The 22,578-nt window shown below is 43.3% G+C and carries 18 protein-coding genes; 9 read left to right on the top strand and 9 right to left on the bottom strand.

The window, feature by feature from the left end:
- Positions 1–5: 5 nt before the first annotated feature.
- Together H70737_RS04075 and H70737_RS04070 are read right to left on the bottom strand one after the other, a co-directional pair.
- Positions 6–710: a stalk domain-containing protein gene (locus H70737_RS04075; protein WP_042184985.1), complete on the bottom strand. Its 705-nt coding sequence runs from the start codon at positions 708–710 to the stop codon at positions 6–8.
- A gap of 187 nt (positions 711–897) precedes the next feature.
- Positions 898–1,419: a GNAT family N-acetyltransferase gene (locus H70737_RS04070; RefSeq protein WP_042184983.1), complete on the bottom strand. Its 522-nt coding sequence runs from the start codon at positions 1,417–1,419 to the stop codon at positions 898–900.
- 164 nt (positions 1,420–1,583) lie between these two features.
- Here H70737_RS04070 and mbcS point away from each other — a divergent pair, with 164 nt between their 5' ends.
- On the top strand, positions 1,584–3,179 hold the full coding sequence (gene mbcS, locus H70737_RS04065; protein ID WP_042184981.1) for an acyl-CoA synthetase MbcS: 1,596 nt from the start codon (positions 1,584–1,586) through the stop codon (positions 3,177–3,179).
- An 80-nt stretch (positions 3,180–3,259) separates the two neighbouring features.
- On the opposite strand, the gene H70737_RS04060 is transcribed toward mbcS, so the two are convergent.
- Entirely contained in the window at positions 3,260–3,838 is a 579-nt protein-coding gene (locus H70737_RS04060; RefSeq protein WP_042184979.1) for an SMI1/KNR4 family protein, read from the bottom strand.
- A gap of 11 nt (positions 3,839–3,849) precedes the next feature.
- Positions 3,850–4,290: a HEAT repeat domain-containing protein gene (locus tag H70737_RS04055; RefSeq protein ID WP_042184977.1), complete on the bottom strand. Its 441-nt coding sequence runs from the start codon at positions 4,288–4,290 to the stop codon at positions 3,850–3,852.
- A gap of 227 nt (positions 4,291–4,517) precedes the next feature.
- Here H70737_RS04055 and H70737_RS04050 point away from each other — a divergent pair, with 227 nt between their 5' ends.
- Genes H70737_RS04050 through H70737_RS04040 form a run of 3 tightly spaced genes read left to right on the top strand, consistent with a single transcriptional unit; the run spans position 4,518 to position 7,551 of the window.
- The gene (locus H70737_RS04050) at positions 4,518–5,006 is read left to right on the top strand and encodes a DUF4358 domain-containing protein (RefSeq protein WP_042184975.1); all 489 of its coding nucleotides are present in this window, start codon (positions 4,518–4,520) and stop codon (positions 5,004–5,006) included.
- 6 nt (positions 5,007–5,012) lie between these two features.
- A complete protein-coding gene (locus H70737_RS04045; RefSeq protein ID WP_042184973.1) occupies positions 5,013–6,398 on the top strand; it encodes an MBOAT family O-acyltransferase in 1,386 nt (461 codons plus the stop codon).
- 13 nt (positions 6,399–6,411) lie between these two features.
- Positions 6,412–7,551, top strand: a complete 1,140-nt coding sequence (locus H70737_RS04040; protein WP_042184971.1) for a DHHW family protein — start codon at positions 6,412–6,414, stop codon at positions 7,549–7,551.
- Between the two features lie 632 nt (positions 7,552–8,183).
- Here the strand turns inward: H70737_RS04040 and H70737_RS04035 are convergent.
- The 5 genes from H70737_RS04035 to H70737_RS04015 all read right to left on the bottom strand — a co-directional run bounded on the left by H70737_RS04035 (position 8,184) and on the right by H70737_RS04015 (position 15,346).
- Positions 8,184–9,593, bottom strand: coding sequence for a sensor histidine kinase (locus H70737_RS04035; protein WP_042184969.1), 1,410 nt, complete (start codon positions 9,591–9,593; stop codon positions 8,184–8,186).
- Positions 9,577–10,224, bottom strand: coding sequence for a response regulator transcription factor (locus H70737_RS04030; RefSeq protein WP_042184967.1), 648 nt, complete (start codon positions 10,222–10,224; stop codon positions 9,577–9,579). Before H70737_RS04030 ends, H70737_RS04035 begins: the two co-directional genes overlap by 17 nt.
- Before the next feature lie 10 nt (positions 10,225–10,234).
- Positions 10,235–11,518, bottom strand: coding sequence for a glycoside hydrolase family 5 protein (locus H70737_RS04025; RefSeq protein ID WP_081951035.1), 1,284 nt, complete (start codon positions 11,516–11,518; stop codon positions 10,235–10,237).
- Positions 11,519–11,643: 125 nt separating this feature from the next.
- Positions 11,644–13,974 carry a bifunctional glutamate--cysteine ligase GshA/glutathione synthetase GshB gene (gene gshAB, locus H70737_RS04020; protein ID WP_042184965.1) on the bottom strand — a complete coding sequence of 777 codons (2,331 nt, stop codon included), beginning with the start codon at positions 13,972–13,974 and terminating at the stop codon, positions 11,644–11,646.
- A 19-nt stretch (positions 13,975–13,993) separates the two neighbouring features.
- Positions 13,994–15,346, bottom strand: coding sequence for an MATE family efflux transporter (locus tag H70737_RS04015; protein ID WP_231573384.1), 1,353 nt, complete (start codon positions 15,344–15,346; stop codon positions 13,994–13,996).
- Between the two features lie 219 nt (positions 15,347–15,565).
- Between H70737_RS04015 and H70737_RS04010 the strand changes: the two genes are divergently transcribed.
- The 5 genes from H70737_RS04010 (at position 15,566) to H70737_RS03990 (ending at position 22,241) form a co-directional block, all read left to right on the top strand.
- Positions 15,566–16,471 (top strand): ArsR/SmtB family transcription factor, encoded by a 906-nt coding sequence (locus H70737_RS04010; RefSeq protein ID WP_042184963.1) that lies wholly within the window; start codon positions 15,566–15,568, stop codon positions 16,469–16,471.
- Positions 16,472–16,548: 77 nt separating this feature from the next.
- Entirely contained in the window at positions 16,549–17,823 is a 1,275-nt protein-coding gene (locus tag H70737_RS04005) for an MFS transporter (protein ID WP_042184961.1), read from the top strand.
- A 286-nt stretch (positions 17,824–18,109) separates the two neighbouring features.
- Positions 18,110–20,083 carry a serine hydrolase domain-containing protein gene (locus tag H70737_RS04000; RefSeq protein WP_081951033.1) on the top strand — a complete coding sequence of 658 codons (1,974 nt, stop codon included), beginning with the start codon at positions 18,110–18,112 and terminating at the stop codon, positions 20,081–20,083.
- Positions 20,084–20,142: 59 nt separating this feature from the next.
- Positions 20,143–20,820 (top strand): response regulator transcription factor, encoded by a 678-nt coding sequence (locus H70737_RS03995; RefSeq protein WP_042184959.1) that lies wholly within the window; start codon positions 20,143–20,145, stop codon positions 20,818–20,820.
- On the top strand, positions 20,817–22,241 hold the full coding sequence (locus H70737_RS03990; RefSeq protein WP_081951032.1) for a HAMP domain-containing sensor histidine kinase: 1,425 nt from the start codon (positions 20,817–20,819) through the stop codon (positions 22,239–22,241). Before H70737_RS03995 ends, H70737_RS03990 begins: the two co-directional genes overlap by 4 nt.
- Positions 22,242–22,578: the final 337 nt, after the last annotated feature.

Here is a 22,578-nt window from a genome sequence, read left to right as displayed (position 1 = left end):
AGGGCTTATTTCGTCCATTTCACTACATTCACTGCTACTTTTTCTAATTGCGTCTTACTCAGTGTTTTATTCGGGGAACTAATAGTAACAAAACGATCATCCAGTTTATAGGTCAAGAACAACGAATCGGTAGATGGACTATACCATTTAGCTTCGGTTCCGTTAGAGAGCTTTACGGTTTCACCTTTATATTCGTAAGCGTAATCACGAGGAGAAATGTTCACCTTCATCTGCTTAAACAGAAAGTTCACACCATCATCTGAACCCACTACTTTTTGAAATGCGTCTCCACTCACCATTTGAGTAGGTGCATAGGCTGTTTCAAAACCTTGGAAATTGGCGAAGGCTTTAACAATCTCTTCTTTCTGAGTGTTGCTGTATTGTACTGGAGTCAGAGAAATAGTGTCAGTCACCGAGCCTCCTGTGCCAAGAATAACCTGATTGTTCACCGCATCAAAGGTCACAGGCACCTTCATTACATCAGCAATCGCACGCACAGGAAGATAGGTTGTATTGTTATACGTAATTGGTGCCAGTGCATTTTCTTTATTATCAACTGGCGTATAAGCCGTGCCATTCACCTTAAATCCAATGCTGTGATTGAGATATGCCGTAATTTTCTGAAGTTTAGTTCCTGCGTACACACCGGCTGATCCTGTGGCTACCATCCCAAACACCATTGTTGCTATAATTATTTTTTTGTTTTTCATAAGTAAGCCCTCCTCGAAAGTTCAATCTTTGTTCTTACTTTAGCTCAAACAAAATAAGATTATGTCTCTAAGTTGTTTCTTACTTGTACCCATTTTGTAATTAAAAAAATCAAAATATCATTAATTCAAAAAAAATAAAAACAGCAACCCGCTTGTCCTAAAAAGGATCGTACGGATTGCTGTTAGATTAACTTTGATACGGCGTTGTAACCTTATACACTTCTGTATATAAAATTTCTCTATAAAGATTGAATTCTTCTACATCGACAGGGTTAGGGTAAGTCATAATTTGAAGCGGTAAATCCGCATTTCCCTCACGCAGAGGGGGCTGCACATACGCATAAGGATTCAAATGGAAGCCCAGTCGCTCATAAAAGCCAATTCTCCGTTGTTCCATTTCACCCAGTGGCGGCTCTACTTCAAGAAGCACAGGCTTGCCCGACTGACGGATATATTCTTCCATCAGCTTTTTACCAATGCCCCCACCTCTTATACTTGGGTCCACGGCAATATGTTCTACAAATCGAAATCCTGGAAACTCCCAGCAAGCTATAAAAGCAATGATTTTCCCCTCAGCATTCACTTCGGTAATCAATCGGTAATGTGAAACATCCAATAACTCCTGTTGTCCCTCATAGGTTCTGATCTCGGAGTTAGGAAAAGAGGCTTCCATAATGGCGAATATTTCATCAAAAGTTGTGTGATTCATAACATAGTTCTCACTTTCTGGATTTATATTTACACAAGTTATCTTAACCTTCTAAACCCTATGATATCAAATTTAAGCCTCAAGGTACTAGTACCTGGTACTAGGATAACGTGCTATACTAAGCATAACAGTTATACACATCTTGTTTTATATAGGAGAGGTTCATATTGGATAATCAGCAGTGGATCGCACCTGAGTACTACAATCTCACTTCGGAAATGGAACGTCATGCTCCGGAAAAGATTGCGCTTAAGTGGTTGAATGAACAAGGAGACTACGAGGAGATCACTTACGGAGATCTTCGCAAGCAAGCTAACCAGCTTGCCGGAGGGCTCGCAGCACTCGGCCTTCAGCAAGGGGATCGTGTTCTTGTAATGGTTCCCCGTCGAATCATCGCTTATGTCATCTATTTAGCATGTCTGAAGCTAGGACTTGCCATTATCCCTTCATCAGAAATGCTTCGCGCAAAGGATTTATCTTATCGTCTGCGGCATTCCGAAGCCAGAGCTGTTATTGCCTGGTCCGAGGTCACTGATGAAGTTAATAAAATCTCAGACGATCTGCCTGCTCTGGATTACCGTCTTTCCGTATCCGGCGACCCTGACGAGCTCGGTCATGGATGGCTAGATCTGGAAGGCCTAATGATTGATCAGCCAGATAAATTCACAGCAGTCGAAAGCCACCGCGACGATATGGCGATCTTGGCATATACCTCTGGAACAACTGGCAACCCTAAAGCAGTCGTTCACAGTCATGGCTGGGGTTATGCTCACTTACGTATCACATCGCCTCAATGGCTCGATATCAAAGAAACCGACACCGTTTGGGCAACAGCAGCACCGGGCTGGCAGAAGTGGATCTGGAGCCCATTCCTAACCGTCCTTGGCAACGGGGCGACCGGCTTTGTATATAGTGGATCTTTTCATCCCAAAAAATATTTGCAGCTGTTACAAGATCACAACATCGAGGTATTATGCTGTACGCCAACCGAATATCGCTTGATGGCCAAATTAGAAAATCTCAATCAGTATGACTTGTCCCACCTTCGCTGCGCGGTTTCCGCTGGAGAGCCTTTGAATCAAGAGGTTATCAACACCTTCCAGCGTGAATTCAATATCACGATTCGTGATGGTTACGGTCAAACAGAAAGTACGCTAATTATCGGTACTCTCAAAGATACACCTATCCGAATAGGTTCTATGGGTAAGTCTATTGCTCCAGGTCTAATTGAAGTGGTAGATGAGGACGGCATTCCGTTACCTGCTGGAGTTGTTGGAGATATCGCAGTGCACCTAAGCATGCCAGCGTTATTCCATACCTATTACAAAGACCCTGGCAGAAAAGAAAGCTCTACTCACGGCGAGTTCTTCATAACTGGTGACCGGGCACGGAAAGATGAAGAGGGTTATTTCTGGTTCGAGGGCCGTGGAGATGACATTATCATTAGTTCGGGCTACACCATAGGTCCTTTCGAAGTAGAAGAAGCCCTTATGAAACATGCTGCGGTTAAGGAATGCGCGGTCGTTGCAAGTCCGGATGAAATCCGCGGACATATCGTTAAAGCTTTTATTGTACTAAAAGATGAGACCGCCGCTTCTCCAGAGCTTGTGAAGGAGCTGCAATCCCATGTTAAAGAGTGGACCGCTCCTTATAAATATCCACGCAAAATCGAGTTCATTCAAGATCTTCCTAAGACGACCTCCGGAAAAATACGGAGAGTAGAGCTTCGCGAGCAGGAGAAACGTGCTACGCAGGAGTAACATAACAGAAGATATTTAATAAACAAAGAGCAGCTAGTCCGTAATAGGACTGCTGCTCTTCTTTATAGGGTATCAGCTTGTTACTCGGACCAATATTTCGCATCCGGGTTTAGAGCCGCACCTACTTCGCCCTCTTTTACTAAATCGCAATCGAGGTAACCCTCTTCATCCAGGAAATAAACCTCCTGCTTGTAGAACTCACATAAAGTCTCCAGGAACTTTTCAGGTGATTCATACATGACAATCAGATCCCCAAAATCATGCAGCAGGTCACATACACGTTCCACACCATCTGCAGATTTATAGTAACAAATGAAGTCGCTACCGTAGTTCGTTAAGATCGGCAAGATAACGCCATCCGCTTGATGGCCTTTTTCCTCCAATATTCCAGCTAAAATCTTCATCTCTGCTTCATATTCATTAATATGAATTAGACGATACCCTGGAATAAATTCGATCAGACTTGGTTCTTCTTCCTCACTGCTTGTACCAGAAACTGTGTTATAAATGGCCTTCAGCAGTTCAGGGGCTTCCGGAAAAATCGCCGTAATCTTCGCTTCATTATCACCCTTACCTAAGCTGGCAATGTAGTCAGGACGTAAGTCAGCGGAAAGCTTAAGATATTCTTGAAATTGTTCTGTCAATTTGTTAGTTTGCATGTTGTCATCCTTTACTTGTTCGAGGAATTCCACATCTTCATCAGCCAAGCATCAAAGTCAGCGCCCTTTTCGCCTTCGTAAATATCGTACACGTCGATTCTCATCTTCTTCAGTTTCTCTTTGAAATCTTCGTACGAATGATCTCTTGGCAAGCTCTTCTTGATTCTCAGGAGTATTTTGGATACGCCTTTTACTAGCTCTGGTTTATTCTTGGACGGTGCTTTAACATCTTCGCCGAATGCCTTCAGTTTAAGGTAAGCCGCTTCTTGAACTGTATATACAGGATCGCTCTCCATTAAACGCGTCAGGATATCGATAATTTGTTTGTGGTTAGTCTGTCCCAGTTCTTCAACAGCTTCTAGACGGGCTCTCCAATCCGCAGAGCGGTTGGCAGCTTTCTTTAATTCCTCGTAATTCTCCGGTAGTCCATTATTGTTCAGTTCTTCGATCATTCCGTTCAATCCCCTTCTATTCAAAACTATCTATCTAACATTAACAGTATAACCAACCATTGCGCAAGCTAAGAGAGGAAGATCTTTGCATGACCTTTTCCTTCAAACATATTTCCACAAAATTGGGGTAAAGTATTCGAAAGAAAGTGTCCCGCAACATTCTATAGACTCTTTACGTTAGTTAACTAGAGAAACGTAGATCAAACACACCAAGGAGAGTGACCTAATTGAAAAAACATACCTTCATTCTAGCGTTAACTATTGTATTAAGTGTAATGCTTAGCGCCTGTTCCAGTAGTAACAATGAAGCCGTTGTCGAAACCAATCTGACGCCGAAAGAAATGATCGACGAGATGCTCGCAAAAGTGGAACAGCCTTCATTAATGGAAGTTGAAGAAGATATGGTGGCTCAGCTGTACCATCTAGCTCCATCATTACTTGAAGATTATAGCATTAGAATGCCAATGATGAATGTGAAAAGTAACGAAATTGCCATTTTAAAAGTTAAAGATGCAAAAGATATCTCTACTGTCGAAACCGCCGTCAAAGAGCGTGCGACTGATATTCAAAAGCAATTCGAACAATACCTTCCGGATCAGTATGAGAACGCCCAAAATTATAAGCTGGTCACAAAAGGCAATTACATCTTATTCGTGATTTCGGAGAGTGCTGATCAGCTGGTGACTGAATTTGATACCTTGTTTACTAAAAAATAATTAGCGATGGTATTCAGCAGCCTACTATTCCTATTCCTGTTCCTGCCGGCTGTCCTTGCACTCTACTATGTTTCGCCTTGGCGAATCAAAAACCTCATATTGTTCTTAAGCAGTCTGGTGTTTTATGCTTGGGGCGAACCCGTCTACATTGTAATTATGTTGCTGTCCACCATTACGGATTACGGCTTTGGTCTACTTCTTAGTAGACCGAAGCTAACTAAGGTACAGCGCAAGTGGATTGTGGTTAGCTCTATGGTTATTAACCTGGGCTTATTGTCGTATTTCAAATATGCAGATTTTCTCATCCAAAATGTAAATAAACTCCTCGGTACTCATATCCCATTAACTGATTTACCACTACCTATTGGGATTTCGTTCTATACCTTTCAATCCATGTCGTACATCATTGACGTATACAGAGGAACTGCTAAAGCACAGCGAAATTGGATTGATTTCGGTACGTTTGTAGCCTTGTTCCCGCAATTAGTAGCCGGTCCTATCGTTCAATACAACACCATTGCAGAGCAATTACGAGCGCGTTCGGTGGATATCCCCATGTTCGCAGAGGGTGTACGAAGATTCATTATCGGACTAGCCAAAAAAGTGCTGCTTGCCAATAACATCGGTTTGCTCTGGCACACCATCTCCAGCTCCAATCTAGATTCCATGCCTGCTTTAACCGCCTGGATTGGCATTATTGCATTTGCTTTTCAGATCTATTTTGATTTCAGTGGATATTCGGATATGGCGATTGGCCTCGGACTTATGTTCGGCTTCCGCTTTAACGAGAACTTCAACAAACCTTATATTTCACAGAGCATTACCGACTTCTGGCGGAGATGGCATATTTCCCTTAGCAGTTGGTTTCGTGACTACGTATATATCCCGCTTGGAGGCAACCGCCGGGGTTTAGGCATTCAAGTGCGCAATATCCTCATCGTCTGGCTGTTGACGGGAATCTGGCACGGAGCAAGCTGGAATTTTCTACTCTGGGGATTATACTTTGGGGTTATTCTTATCTTTGAAAAATGGTGGGGATTAAAGCTACTGAGCCGCCTACCGCGCTGGGTTAGGCATCTATATGCCATTGTACTTATTCTCATCGGATGGGTCTTGTTCGCCTTTGAAGAACTTCCATTGGTGCTTAGTTACTTGCAAGCGATGCTCGGCTTTAACGGTCAGCCATTGTGGGATACCACTACTTTATACTTCACTTACACAAACGCGATTCTACTCGTCGTACTAACTTTAGCCTCTGCACCTTTAAAAGCTTCCAAGCGAATGGATGATAGAACGATTCCTTCTCTAATTTGGTATGGCGTGCTATTCTTCCTATCTGTCGCTTACTTAGTGGATGCTACCTTTAACCCATTCTTATATTTCCGATTCTAGGGGGTGATTGTTTATGAAGCAGAGAACGGATCGAATACTAGTGGTAGGATTTGTCGCGACGCTGTTTCTGGTGGGTATAACCTTTTTCTTACTGCCTGTTCAACGTTTCTCTGAGCTAGAGAACCGATATTTACAAAGCGCTCCCCATCTGACATGGGACAATTTATTATCCCACACCTATGCGGAAGAGGCGGAAAGCTTCGTAACCGATCACTTCCCTTTTCGCGCCAAATGGGTATGGGTGAAATCGGCGATGGAGCAAATGAGGTTGCAGCAAGAAAATAACGGAATATATAAGGGGAAAGACGGCTACTTATTCGAAAAATTCGAGGCACCTGATCACAATAAGTTTCAGCAATATACAGCGGCTGTGAAGCGTTTTGCCGATAAAAATGCTGAAGCCAAAACGACCTTTCTGCTTGCGCCGACATCGGTAGGCTTGTACAACGAGCGTCTGCCCTGGTTAGCACCCGTATATTCGCAAGCCGAGGTGAATCAAACGATTGCTGAGGATGTAGGGAATAGCCTTACTTTTATAAATGGATTTAATGTTCTTGCTCCTCATGCCGCAGAGGACATTTATTATCGGACCGATCATCACTGGACAACCTACGGCGCTTATTTGGCTTACGTAACTTATGCTAAAAGTATGGGATGGCTGCCTCTATCCCAGAGCGAATTCGAGATTGAGACGGTAAGCGATTCGTTCCTTGGAAGCTACCATACGCGGAGTCAATTCATTGGAGTGGCACCAGATTCCATTCAAGTGTATAAGCCTGTTCATGATGTATCCACCAAGATGCATATTGTAGATACGGGTGAGACTTTAACAAGTATGTACGATCCAAGCTATCTGGAGAAAAAAGATAAATACTCTTATTTCCTAGGCGGCGTTCATGCCCTCATGAAAATCACAAGCCAGCTTGATCCTAAAGTGGTCAAACAGGAGAAGCTGCTCGTCATCAAGGACTCCTATGCGCATAGTGTCATCCCTTTTCTGGCTCAGCATGTGCCTGAGATCCACGTGATCGACATCCGTTATTATAACGGGAGTATCAGTGATTATATGGCTCAGAATGATATCAAGGATGTATTGATGCTGTTTAATACAGCAACTTTTGTTGATAATGCTTCGATCTTGAAGCTAAATTGATGGTAGGGCGATGAATATGGTGATGGGGCGTAACTGCGGGAAGTTTGGACTTTCGGTCGCTGTTGTCTCCAGATGTTTTTGATTTCACCGCTAACAGCGGATAACATCCGGAGACAAAGGCGAACGCTCCGCTCCTACAGTTCCAAAATTCCCTCCGTTACTTTCCACCATATTTATGGGTTAAATCTGAAAACCATTCACGATTATGTGTAGAATCGTGTCTCTGCCGATAGCTTTAAAGCGAATGAATCCTCCTTGAAGGAGTGCTTCATTTATTATGAGCTGCAATTCAATTCCACTAGCATTGCATTAAGCTTCACATCACACCACTTTGCGGATTAGGGAAATCATCCCTAAAATTAGTCAATTATCGGCTCAATTTGTGACTTTCAAGGAAATCCTCCCTAATAAATACGAGAATACCCTCTTTATGAATGAAACACCCTGATAATTGGGGAGATTTTCCCTAATTATCGCTTGGAGCACGATTAATCTCACATAATCAGGGAGGTTTTCCCTAATCTAAACATTTAATCATTGATAGTGCCTGATATATATTCATTATGAGGTTGATTAAGAGTGAAAGTGTTGCCACAGTAACTGAAGATTTCTTAAGGGACATTTTCCTCCCACTAACAATTATTTTCTGTAACCTCTACATCAAACCAAACACTAAAACTAATATACGAGTCCTCTAATGTGGCTTCATATTTTAGATCATTCTTAGCTAGAATCTCCGCGACAATAGACAGGCCAAGTCCAGTACCGGAGATTTCTTTATTCCGAGACTCCTCGATGACATAGAACGGGTCCCAGATATACGCTAGATGCTTCTCTTTTAGGCGCGTGGTTTTATTAGTAATGGTGAATTTCAAAGTGCCGTGGATATCATTCTCTACTGAGATGCTAAAGACATTCTCTTCCCCATATTTAATGGCATTACTAATTAAGTTGTTGAATACAATTTCTATCTGGCTGCTATCCTCCTCAACGATGGATCTTTCAACCGAATGGAAGTCGGTCTGTAAGATCAGGTTTTTATTTTTGAACGTAATATTATATTGTGAGATCACTTTGAGCAGAAGCTCTTTAAGATCGAATTTTTCTTTATGCACTACGGTCTTTTGGATCTTGGACAGCTTAATTAAGTAATCCACCATATCAGACGTATACTTCACCTGTTCCAAAATGATATCCGTATAGGTGCCATCATCCAGATCGTCTTGAATACCAATGGTATACGCTTGGATTAAGGATAACGGTGTTTTTACCTCGTGTGAAATGCTTGAGATCAGTGTGTTTAAGCTTTGATTTTTCTTTTCCAGCTCTGCATGGGCACTTTTCAGGCGCTGACTCATCTGGTTAATGCTCTTTGATAATTCTTCGATTTCATCCCCCGATTTAATCGTCACTTGTTTAAAATCAAGATTGGAGATATCCTTCGCCACATCCTGCAATTGCTCTAACGGAGTAATGATTTTCCTCGAAAAATAAGCCACTAACAGCAAACTGATAATAATCCCCAAAAGAATGGAATAGAAGCTGAATTGGTTTACGATGTTTAAAGCATCTGTATTGTGCACAACCACTGTGCCGATGAGGATTAAGCTACCATCCTGCTCATATATTTTCGTTAACAGGCTGGACTTCAATTTCCCCTGATTAAATAATAGATTCACCGTTTTTCCTTCATTTACCTTTTGCAAAACTTCTTCCGTAATCCAGAACTTATTAAGTGCCACTTTATCTTTGTACAACGCAAATTGAATGTTCTCGTTGATTATTGTTGCGCTTCCGTTGTTCTCAACCCTAACTATCGTTACATTGTTATTGTTCTCGATCGCTGTTTCTTTCTCCATGAGCTGATCCAGACTGAGATCCTTTACTTCGTCATATATGTCGTTAATTTTGGTTTTCATTTTGTAAAGGTAATAATCGGACGAGAAAAAATTGTGCAATGAATAGGACGTCCCAAACACAATCAGTAGAATAATACTTACCATAATCAATAACTTCGTGCTTATTTTATTGATTTTTATCATGGAAGCTGTACCCCATTCCCCTATGTGTGATTACGTGGTCAGCCCCAATCTTATCGCGTAATCTTTTGATATGAGTATCCACGGTTCTCTCTTCACCAAGATAATCCATCCCCCAAACGGAAGATAACAAAGAATCTCTGGACAAAATCCGGCCTTTATTCTCATATAGGAAGGTTAGCAGTTCAAACTCTTTTTTATATAGGGACAGCTCCTCCCCATTCTTGAACACTTTTTTTCGCTCAAAATCAATTTCTAAATCCCGTATAGCAGCTACCTTTTCGGTACCCAGCATTTTTTTGATTCTCAGCATTAAGATCCGTGGATCGAATGGTTTTCTTATATATTCATCTGCACCGATATCTAATGCGCTAAATTCATCGTCGTGGGAAGATCGAGCGGTCAACATGACCACCTTAGCTAAACTAACCTGCTTGATTTCATTGCATACCTCAATCCCGCTTCGCTTAGGCATCATCCAATCCAGTACCACAAGGTCGATCTTATTCGAAAAAAAGAGCTCCAGCGCCTCCTCCCCATCCGCTGCTACCCAAACGTTATAGCCCTCTTTTTCAAAATAAGTCTTCAATATAGTGGTCATGTGTTTCTCATCATCGGCAATTAGAATGTTCAAGTAGCATCATTTACTCCTTTCCTTCAAGTCCTTTCTTCAATACTTCCCATATTGGGCTATCGACTACTTTTCGAGGAGGCTGTTCGCCATTCTCTATCGCTTGCCAATATTCCCAGGTTGGGGGCTTACTTCCCAATTCATAATCCATACCGTCCCAAGTATCCTCGCGGAAAGCATAAAACGCCCAGTGCCAGCCGAAATCATCAAAAATCGAAATTAAATCAGCCATGTATTGATCTGCACCTTTTACTAATCGATTCGTTCCAAATTCTTCTGCAACAATCCGGTTTGCGGGGATGTTATTTTCCTTTGCCCACTGTGCAACAGGTTCCAGAAATTCCTTTAAGGCTTCCTTGTTAAAAACTTTTTCCGTTTTATCTTCTCCTACTTTTATCGTTCCAGGATATTCATAGGTTAACCCTTTTTTCTTATTTTGACTGGTTAGCTCGTAAGGCTCGTACATATGAAAAGCATACAACACATTTTCATCATCGATCGGTTTTAAATATTTAAAGGCCCAAGGTGTAGCATACAGCCCAGAATTTACGATAATTGGCGTCTTGGTATCTACGGTACGAATAGCGGTCACTATCGTCTCATATAAAAGATTCAAATCCGCAGGGGTGTTCTCTACTGAGCTATACCATTCGCTGTAATCCTGTGTCCAGAAGTCATTAAATCCCGTGGCGGTCTCTGGATGCGGCTCATTTATCAGGTTATAACCGATTACCGCAGGATGATCTTTCAACCGGCTTGCTAGATCCCTCCAAAACACTGCCGCTTGTTCATGATAACTGAAATCTTTCCATATCCGATCATCATTTTTGTAATTATTGAACTGCCTCCAGCGATCTCCGGGGAGACTGAGGACGGTCAGCACCACTTTGGGGCCCCGAGCCTCGGCTGCATCTAAGTCCGCTTTTAACTCGGCAAAATCCTCCTCAACAATCCCTTCATACTTATCTGCATTCCCTATTAGAAAATCTTTATCCGGGTTCGCATCCGGTTTGTCATTAAATAAAAAGTCACTGTCTTTTGCCCATTTATCTGGTGCCAAACGAATGAATTCAATATTCTGCTCTTTCGCAGCATCATAGTTTTCCGGTAAAGATTTTGAATTCATGAAATTGGTTCCTTTTCTCTGGCCCTCCCAGAAGGCTAACTTCTCATTCCTTTCTTTCGTTTCTTCCTTCTTCTCTTCTTTCTTCAGTTCTGGATTGGCTTGCGGTGGTACCGAACTGCATCCGACAACCAACAATAAGATCAACACGATAAAAGCTTTAGAATTCTTCATTTTCTCACCTCGTAGCCTATCGTAGCGAATCTCTGTTACAAGAGTGTCACAAGGGGTGGAAATCAAGCCGAAAATGATTCGTTTAATAACAGAAGCTCAACCAAAAGTACTGGTTGAGCTTCTGTTCATTCTCCAAACAACAGATCCAAAATCCGTTCATCCGCTTGGCGGTTCTTGCCTTTAAAAGGATAACAGTGGATATGAATCGCTGGATTAAAATTGATCTCAATAATGCTGTAATTGGTATCGGTAGCCTCTTCCCTAATATTATCAATCATCATGTCTACTCCACAAATAGTGGCTCCTGCAGCTTTAGCTGATTGAATGGCTAGATCTTTATAGCTGTCCGGAATCTCATCAGTAAAGTCTAAGCTATCTCCACCGGTACTAATATTCGAATTCTCCCGCAGGTAGATGATCTCATTCAATGGAGGGATATCGCTCCAAGTCATAGTGTGATTCTTCAAAAACATCTCTTCTGCTTCGCCAATCCGAATCTTTTCAAGCGGAGTTTTGTAGCCACGACCTCTTAGAGGATCCTTATTCTTTTCGTGGACCAGCTCTTCAATCGTATGTACACCATCACCGACCACATTCGCGGGAACCCGGTGCAATACTCCGACTACTTCATCACCCATGACTAGAAAACGATATTCTTTCCCCGTCATAAATTCCTCAAGCAGCACTGTTCGATCATGCTCGAAGGCGATTTCGAAGGCTTTTTGATAATCTTCTTGGGATAAATCATCTGTAAAAATAGTAATGCCGAGTCCAAAGTTGGTTGATTTGGGTTTGATCACTATTCGCTTATTACGATAAGTTCCATATGCATTCATTGCCGCTTCCAGATCTCCAAATGCCTCACCTGAAGGAACACGAATGCCATGTTGTTTGAGAACTTCCTTCGTAACAATTTTATTCTCCATAATTAGTACCGTGCTGTAAGAATCCAGGGATGTCTTCGTAGCCTGCTTAACGTATTCTTTATGACCGCCTTTCGTAAGTACAACAAAGTTCTCTTCCCGATCAAGCAATTGTAACTTAATCCCACGTTTAACTGCTGCCTTCAGTAGAAGCTGTGTAGATAGCTCCAAATCCTCATATCCTACAAATCGATATCCATTTGCAAGACTTTCCTTAGCATATTGTTTGGCTTTATTCAGATGATATTTAATAAAAGAGGATTGTTGAACTTCCGACTTCACAATCCCTGCAAAGCTCTGATCTGGATTTAGAATCTTATCCTTAGCTCCGTTCAGAACGTTCGAGAACTGTTTATCCTCTGGGTTCAATAGCTGAATCATATCCTGCATTTCTTGCATACAAATTAAAGCCTTCTGTTCCATTGTCCCGCAAGAATCTCCGTAATCATGCAAACAGCCTTTGATCCCCTCCATGATCAATTGATCATGATTAAGATTCGCCATCTTCTGATCCTCTACTCCGAACGGTTCATCCTCTTTTAATAGCATATACAGGATAAACAGATGAATGAAAGTCATTGATTCTTTGCTAATTCCTATTTTATAGAGTGGATTGAGATCAATAAAACGAAGCTCCAAATAGGCAATCCCATCCTGCAGCAGCTCCTCTAACGGATGTTTACCTCTTGCCGTCTTCACTCTAACCGGGCTATAGAACTCTTTTACACTTAATAATTCTTCCGATTCAATCAACGCTTGTAAATCATGTACATATTCCGTAAGCGAGTCAAAAGATACATAGAGAGGCTTTTCATTCCGATACCCGCATTCGCTATTTCGCAGTGAATTCATATTCAGATAATAGAAGCTTTTATCATCATCCGATTCACCACGTGCCACACATTGCTCCATATAAGTCTTATCAAAAACAGGACTAGCACCTGTTAAATAGATTAGAAGCCAGCGGTATCGCAATAGGTTGCGGGCTATTTTTAAATAGGTAGCATCTTTGAAATCTTTAAAACTCTCTTGTGGATCAGCGATATCATGAAGCTTTTTTAGAAATTGTTCATCAAAAGAGAAATTATAATGGATCCCACTCAGCAATTGTCTTTTACGACCATACTTATCGGCTAACTGATGTCTATACTCGTCCTCTACCGGATTACCCATTTTGGCAATGGGAATTTCCTTATCATTCGGGAGCATGGGAGGATTACTACTCGGCCACAGATATTCTTCATTAAGCTCTAGCGACACAATATCCTGCAGCGCCTCCAGAAAGTTATAAGTCTCTTCAATAGAATCAAAAGAGGGTGTCACCATTTCAACCTGACTCTCTGAGAAATCTGTTTGAATATAGGGGTTCTCCAGCTTGTTTCCAAAGGCTTTTGGATGTGGTGTCAGCGCAAGTCTTCCCTCTGGATCCACTCTGACATTTTCTTTTTCCAGTCCAAATTCTCCGTGAAAAATCTCCTTATTCAAATGGTTATCCTTTAAAAGCTGTATGAGTTTACGATTTAATAAAACCATTCCTACGCTCATCCTTTGCTTAGTAGTTTGCCTGCTGTTTATTCATCATGAACAAAGATCTTCTAAACCAGAACACAAGAATAACACCCTTAAACACACTGCTTAGCGCAATCGACATCCACACCCCATTCAAACCAAAAGGTTCGGATAAGAGTAAGGCTAGTGGAATTCGGAGTGCAGTAAATGAAATACTAAAGATCGGTGGGATGTGGGTTTGACCCATGCCGTTAAAAGCACCTACTGTCATCAATTCCATACACATGAATAATTGTGAGTAACCGATGATCCGCATATAATCTGCGCCCAATTCCAAACTTGTCTGGTCTGATAAAAACAATGAAAATAGCTGCTGCGGGAACGCAATAAATATAAGCGACACGATCACGCCAAAAATGGAGGTTAAAATTAAGGCCTGACGATACCCCTGCCTAATACGATCGAAGCGACGTGCTCCATAATTTTGACCAAAAAAGGCAGCAATAGCTCCCTGTAGTCCGCCAATGGTCATATAGGAAATGGATTCAATTTGGATTCCTACTTTTTGAACCGCAATAGCATCCGCTCCAAATCGTACAATGATCTTGGCAATGATGATCGATATGATCGTAAAGGTGACCCGTTGGATCGTTATCGGTAGCCCCATGCGGATGACTTCTTTCATTTGACGACTGTCCCACGCGGATGTGTTTGAAATGAGTTCTGACTTTCTTGTCTTCACGATAAAAAGAGCCGTAACCAAAATGTTCGCCGTTAATGTTGCAATAGCTGCCCCCGCTACTCCCCATCCTTCAAAACTGCCCCAGCCAAAAATCAAAAATGGATCAAGGACAATATTAACCATAAGACCAATGGAGAAGATCTGAAACGGTTGTTTACTATTTCCCATAGCGTTTAAGAGAGTTGCGAATAACGTATTCACGATAGAAAATACCGATCCAAATATCGAAATCACTAGAAATTGTCTAGCCATCCGCTCTACTTCATCACTTCCAAGATCAAAAAAACCAATCAACTGATTCTTGGTTAGTAGCACTAAACTCATATAGAGAAGTCCTAATAAAATAGACATCATAAATCCGTTCTTTATATAAGATTTAGCCTTCTCTAACTGACCAGATCCCATACAATGCGCCACCTTAATCCCTGTGCCGATCGTAACCATAGTCGATAAAGCAATCGCTAGATTAATGAAAAAACTCGCTGTACCAATCGCGGCAACCGGACCACTTCCTAATCTTCCAACCCAAATCATATCGACTAGACCATAAGTAGTAGAGATGAAATTCGTCGCAATAATCGGAAGCGTTAATTTCATTAAGGTAGGCATAATAGGACCCTGAGTCAAATCGTTTGTGTACTTCAAGTCCTTCAAGTCTAATTACACCTTCTTCATCTAATTTCAAATCCATTATATAACCACACACTTATATAATCAATTGATTATATGTGAACAATATTTTGAGTTCGGATTTTTCGGCGAAATGGCTATTGAAAAGAACGATTAGTTCGTTTAGAATAAAACCAACGATCAGTTCTATATTTATAGAACTAATAACAAGTTCAGTATTTCACTGAAAGAATGGAGCAGCTCTTGGATTATAAAGTAGAGGTCGATTTTGCACCCATGTATGAATGTGTTAGTAGTATGACTGCTTTTCTAAGTAAGCAGAACCATACTGCCATGGATTCCGGTAAGCTCTGGGTACGCGATGTTCAAGCCAGATTCGCGCCAATGCTGCTACGTAAAATGCAGGAAGTCGTTAAGAAACTTGATGATTTCAGTTTGGCTCCCTATATTTGGTGCTGTCCGGGAGAGCGATCGGTAGAGGGGTTTTTGGAATGGTTCGATGGTTTATCTTCGGGCGAACTGTATGAAATATCCGGACGTTTCGGCCAATCGGTCCCTTCCAATCTTGCAGAGCTTAGGGACACTGCCGCTGACATCCTACGCGAATGGAACGCGGGATACTTCAGTGGAATCGATCCTAATATCATCAAAGGGCTTGAGCAGGAAGCCGAATCAAGACGCGCGATGCTAAGCGGGAACAATGATATGGAAGTCTTTGAAGCAGCTACTGCTGGAATGCGCCTTTATCCAACCGAACATCTGAAGCAGGTCATTATCAATCCGCAATATCATGCTCGTCCACTGGTTACGACCGCTATGTATGATGAATTCGTATTCACCAGCTACTCTTGTGATGTTCTCCCTCCGGAAGCTGGACGGCCTGCGCCTGCATTACTCCGCCTTACCCGTGCGTTGTCAGATGAGACCCGGCTGTATATCCTTCGTTTGCTCACAGGCAAGCAGCTCAATTTCACAGAAATCGTGCGTGAGGTAGGACTTTCTAAAAGCACAATCCACTACCATCTTATCGCACTGCGTGCAGCTGGGCTGGTCATTGTCCATACCAATGTTAGAAACGCATCGTACAGCCTGCGATTAGAAGCGTTAAACGGGCTGCCTCAGCAGATTGGGGCGTATCTGGAGAGTTAAGCGTATTTGCGAGAAATATAAAATAGTATAGGTGCAAAACTTATACTTTCTTATTTTAAGAAAGGAGCTACCAAGCAATGATAAAACGCAGCTATTATGGTCTACTCTCGACCATTACATTAAGCGCTTTTGGGGATGCTTTTGGCTTACTGGCTATGGAATGGCTCGTCTATGAGCTAACCGGTTCTAAGCTAGCGATGGGAGCACTCGCGCTCAGTTCCGGCATACCTGAGCTGCTGTTGCGCTTGCTCGGTTCACCGTTGTCCGATCGGCTGCACCGGATCCGTTTTATGGCCTGCTTGGCAGCCATTCGCTTGCTGGCTATAGCACTGCCACTCGGCATGGGCCTGGCTGGCCAATTGCAGCTGTGGCATCTGTTTGTCGCCGCGGGTCTCAGCGGATCTTGCGCCGCATTGTTCATGCCAACAGCGATGGCTGTTATTCCTGGCGTTGCCGACAGCCGGAAGCTGGTGCGAGCTTTTGCTATCATTGATGGCAGCAAAAGCGCAGCAGTCCTGCTGGGGCCTGCCTTAGCAGGTGCGTTGACCGCTGCTAGTGGAGCACTGCCCGCCCTTGGCATCAACATGATATGTTACGCAGCCGCCATCACTACCTTGCTGTGCTTACAAAAGCTACCGAAACCTTCTCCAGCCCCAGGTAGTTTCTCCATCACCGTTTACGTTCGCGAGATAGCCGAGGGTTTTACCTTCTATAAACAATTTCCTGCAATGCTTACGATTATGATCATGGCCTCCATCAGTAATTTAAGCTCAATTGCCGTCTGGACGATGATGGTCCCTTTTGTACGTGAAGTGCTCCACCGCGATGCGGCCACGATGGGCACGCTAAGTACAGTTTTCGCACTGGGAACCTTAGTCGGGCTAAGTGTGATTTCCATGATAGGGGAAATTAAAAAAAGACGGCTTGTCATGCTTAGCAGTCTGGGGATCATAGGTTTAGTGACTACCTTATGGGGGTTATTCCCTAGTTTTTCTTTTGCTCTCGCCGCTGTATTTGCTACTGGGACGTTAGGTCCCTTTTTCGGTTCCTTAAGCTCTTCACTCCATGGACGTCTAGTTCCGAGCCATCTGCAAGGAAGAGTCAATTCTATTCGCTTTCTGATCGGTGGCGGCTTGCAGCCTTTTGGTGCTTTTGCCGGTGGCGCGATTGCCCAGCATTATGGGGTGCCCGCACTTTTTGTAATCGCCGGACTGCTTCCAATGCTCTGTGCTAGCGCAGCCTTGCTGCTCCCCGGACTAAAAGCGCTGGATGGTGACCTTTCCACCCTTGAGGCTACCCATAGGCGACCCGTTGTGGAAGTTCCGTCACAAGGTGTTGTAACTGAACGATAAGTGGGGATATGTAGAAGAGTTCACTGATTCTAATAGAAACAGCGGTAGTTTAGGACAAGGAAATCCCGTCCTAAACTACCGCTGTTTATTTTAATTTATCAGGCAAAAAAGGAAACTGGAATTTCAATTTTTTCACAATAGACTACCCTCTGTCGTTGAAGGCGGCGGATGGCAGTCTGTTTTTTTATAGTCTTGTTAACGTTCCATTCACACTACTCTGATAATGTCTATAAGCGTTAGGTGGATGATCATCCAAACCCAATAAATGATGATGCGGAGGATAATAATGTTAACTTCTTTTAAAAAAAGACTAATCGTTGGTCTAACCCTATTGGCTGTGATTAGTGCCGGATTAGGCGCAAGCCTGGTGTTGCCCGGGTACCAGGCATCGGCCGAGACCAAAACGGATCAAACCGTGCTACCCATAACTCAGACTGAAGTACCCGCCAATCTCGATGATACCGCGAGTCTGACTGCCTTCGTTGATAGCATCATGGAAAAAGATATGAATCGGCTGCAAATTCCGGGAGCGGTCATCTCCATCGTAAAAGACGACAAGATTATTTTGGCCAAAGGTTATGGAAGTTCCAATCTGGAAAAGGCAGCACCCGTTGACCCGATAACCAGCATGTTTCGAATTGCTTCAACGACAAAGCTGTTCACCTGGACAGCGGTGATGCAACTGGTCGAGCAAGGCAAAATTGATCTAGACACGGATATTAACACCTACCTGAAATCAGTGAAGATCCCTGCTACTTATCCTGAACCTATCACTATGCGCCATTTGATGACACATACAGCAGGGTTCGAAGAAGGTGGAGTTGGTTATCAAATCACTACAGACCCTGCCAAATTGCCGGGGTCAATCTCGGAAACACTCAATAAGCATATGTTGGCACGAGTAAGACCACCCGGACAGATAAGTTCTTATTCGAACTACGGAGCTACACTCGCAGGTCTAATTGTAGAGGAAGTTAGCGGTATTCCTTACAATGATTATATAAAGAAATATATTTTTGATCCGCTCGACATGAAATATTCGACTGTAGTAGAACCTTTGCCGGAGTCATTCATGCCCAACAAAGTTGTGGGGTACAACAGCGAGAACGGTAGTTTTATTCCAGGTACACCTACCTTCGAGGGCGGCTTTCGTCCTGCCGGCTCGGGTACAGTATCAGCAGTAGATATGGCGCATTTCATGATCGCCCATCTGCAGAACGGGAAATATGGAGACCAGCAGATTCTGAGACCCGAGACGGCAGAACTAATGCATTCAACGGCGTTTCAATTTGATAAACGTCTGCCGGGGGTGGATCTTGGGTTCGCAGAGAAACAAATCAATGGGCTCACGCTGATCACTCATGGTGGTTCTGACCCCATGTTTAATACGGGATTGTATCTTGTGCCTGCCAAGCATGTAGGCATCTTTGTATCCTACAACGGCGGTGAGGGCGGTGATTCCGCAGCAGACCTCATCCAAGCCTTTTTCAACCGCTACTACCCTGCTCCTGATGCGAGTCAGGCTGAATTCATCGCTTCTGATGAATCTATTCAGAAATTTGCAGGAGCCTATCAATTTACCCGCAGAAACATCAGTGATATTGATAAGTTTTTCAATTTTTTCGCTCAGCTGAATGTCTCGGTTGAGGATAATAAGCTATCCTTGGGAAGTGGTAGTGAACAACAATTGTATAGTGAAGTCAGTCCGAATATGTTCCAACTCGAGGGAGGTACCGAACAAATTGCCTTCCGCACTAATGAGTCCGGTAAGGTTACACATATGATCTTAGGGATGGCACCTGATATGCCGCTGGAGCGTACGCCTCTTTTGGATCAGAATAAATTTTGGCTTATCATACTAGGGTTCTCAGGGTTGATTTTCATCACTTCATTGCTCGGACTAATCTTCTCCAGACGCAAGATCAAGGCGATGACGCCACCTGAAAAGTGGGCCATCCGCCTATCTGCGGGAACTGCTGGCTGGGCGCTGCTATCTTTCGTCACGATATTTATGGTGGTTATGTCCATGGACATGATGCAGAAGTTCAGCGAGATCAGTCTTTCGCTTTCTCTCAGTTTAGTTATGCCAATCATTTTGGTTGGTCTGACTTTAGCTTTACTAATCTCGGCTATACTGGTTTGGAAGAATAAATACTGGACAGCTTTCAAGCGTGTGCATTATACGTTAGTGACGCTTTCGGCTGTGGCGATGACTCTGTTCTTCTACTATTGGAACCTGTTGGGTTGGCAGTTCGGATAACACCATTACTTGCCAAGTACAAATCAGATATAATGAAAGCTTAATAGAGGAGGAAAATCGTGGCTACTATACTTATCGCTGATGATGATGATAACATCCGAAAGCTAATGTCTTTATTTTTGCGAAAAGAAGGTTTTGACCTCAAAGAAGCCAGGGATGGTACCAAAGCTCTGTCCATTATACAGAACTCGCGTGTCGATCTCGTCATTCTAGATATTATGATGCCAGGATTGGATGGTTGGGATCTATGCAGAGAAATCAGGCGCTGGGATGCCAACATCCCCCTCCTCATGGTGACGGCTAAAGCGGAATCCGCACACAAAGTGAAAGGCTTTCAACTTGGTACGGATGACTATCTAACGAAACCATTTGATCCGCTTGAATTGGTAATGCGAGTAAAAGCTTTGCTTAAACGCTCGTTGGTCGTCTCTTCCCAGTCTGTGCAGTTGGGCAATGTGACGCTCAACCGGCGCACTTTTCAGGTCACGCGTGGTGAAGAACCGGTCACAATTCCTTTGAAGGAATTTGAGCTGCTGTTTCTGCTGGCCAGCCATCCTGGGCAAATCTTCACAAGAGAACAGTTGATCCTTCAAATCTGGGGATTAAATTATGAAGGAGACGGCCGGACTGTAGATGTGCATATAAGTCGGTTGAGGGAGAAATTCAGCGGCAAGGGCGAGCAATTTCAAATCGAAACGGCCCGCGGCCTGGGATATCGGCTGATCCCTACGCCATGATCAAGACATTGTATGTACGCGTCATTCTCACGTTTCTGGGCATCATTATCTTTAGTCTAGTCTGTTCCTTTTTCATTGGCTTGTATGTCTTTCAGAAACAAATAAGTTACGAGGGACAGAATGAAATGATCGTAGTGGGAAAAGAGATCATTCACCGCTATGATGACGCCAAACCTAAAGATACGGACGAGTTCCTGAATAGTATGGTTAAGGTATCTGCACACCCTATCCACTTGTACAATCATGCCGGAGAACATACCTTTTATGGGCTCAAGGGTAGCCCGGCTGTCACTGTCCCCCCCGAAGCTGTCAAACAAGTACTACAAGGAAAGCTCTACCGTTCCTCCGCGGAAGATAAGGATATTTTTATCGGGATGCCCTTTCTGTTGGACGGGGAGTGGCGTGCGATGTTTTTGCAGTATTCTGCTGAGAACGAAAATATCGTCAATCGGATGGTGCTCTTTGTGCTTTTGCTCGTGCTTTTGCTGGGTAGTGTATGCATTCTTATTGCCGCCAGATATTTGGTGGAGCCGATCAAAGCACTGACGAATGCGACAAAAAGACTGGCCAAGGGTGATTTCGAGGTGGAGCTTAAAGTGAACCGAATAGATGAAATCGGGGAATTGACACAAAGCTATGTGGAGATGGCAGGGGAGCTGAAGCAGTTGGAACAAATGAGGCAGGATTTCGTATCCAACGTTTCTCATGAAATCCAGACACCGCTTACGTCCATTTCTGGCTTTGCCAAGGCGTTGCAGAACCATGATTTAATCGTGGAAGAGGAACGCAGCGAATATCTTGATATCATCATTGCGGAGAGTGAACGTCTGTCGAGGCTAAGTGATAATTTACTGAAGCTCGCTTCCCTGGATTCTGAACATCATCCCTTCAACGCAAGTCCCTTCAATCTTGACGAGCAGATTAGAACCATCGTTGTGACCTGTGAGCCCCAATGGTCAGCCAAAGGCATCGTTATCGATCTAGAGCTGCCGGAAGCGGTCAAAATTAAGGGTGATGAAGATCAGCTGAAGCAAGTATGGATGAATTTGCTCAGCAACAGCATCAAATTCACACCGGTAGGCGGGAATATCCGCATCAGTATAGATAGTAGTGCAGCAGAAGTATCCGTCACCATCAGCGATAATGGAATCGGGATGTCCCCGGAAGAGTTCAATGCCGTATTCCAAAGATTTTATAAAATAGACAAGTCGCGGAACGGAAACAACAATGGCAACGGTCTCGGACTTGCGATCGTTAAAAAAATTGTCTCTCTACATCAGGGAAGGATAGAGGTAGACAGTGCTATCGGAGAGGGAACGACCATTATCGTTAGGTTGCCCGTTTTCCCGTCTGCTCCCAGCCGAAAGAGCCTTAAGCCCTTTGAAGATAACTCAGCACCTATGGATATCGTAAGAAAATAATCAAAAAACAGGCGATACCGGTAGACCGGAGCATCGCCTGTTTTTTAAGGTTAGATCTAGGAGCATCGCTACTAGAATTCCATACCGATTGTAATATCTTATAGTGGCCAAACCTCCAGCCACTAGGTACTACCGCCCCCCTTCGGCTAAAAACCGAAGGGGGATTCTTTGAGTCTTTCTTCGATGTAGAGTTTAGGTTTCGCGCTGATAGCAGCGGAGAGAACGGACTGATTGTGGAAAAGCGGAGCGTTCGCCTTTGTGTCCGGATTTTACCCTAGGGGGAAAAATTCAAAAAAATCTGGACACAACAGCGATTGTAACAACAGTCCGTTCTCGG

Source organism: Paenibacillus sp. FSL H7-0737 (genome assembly GCF_000758545.1).
Classification (GTDB): domain Bacteria; phylum Bacillota; class Bacilli; order Paenibacillales; family Paenibacillaceae; genus Paenibacillus_AQ.
Note: the sequence above shows the minus strand (reverse complement) of the source record. Positions and strands in the feature narration are given on the sequence as shown.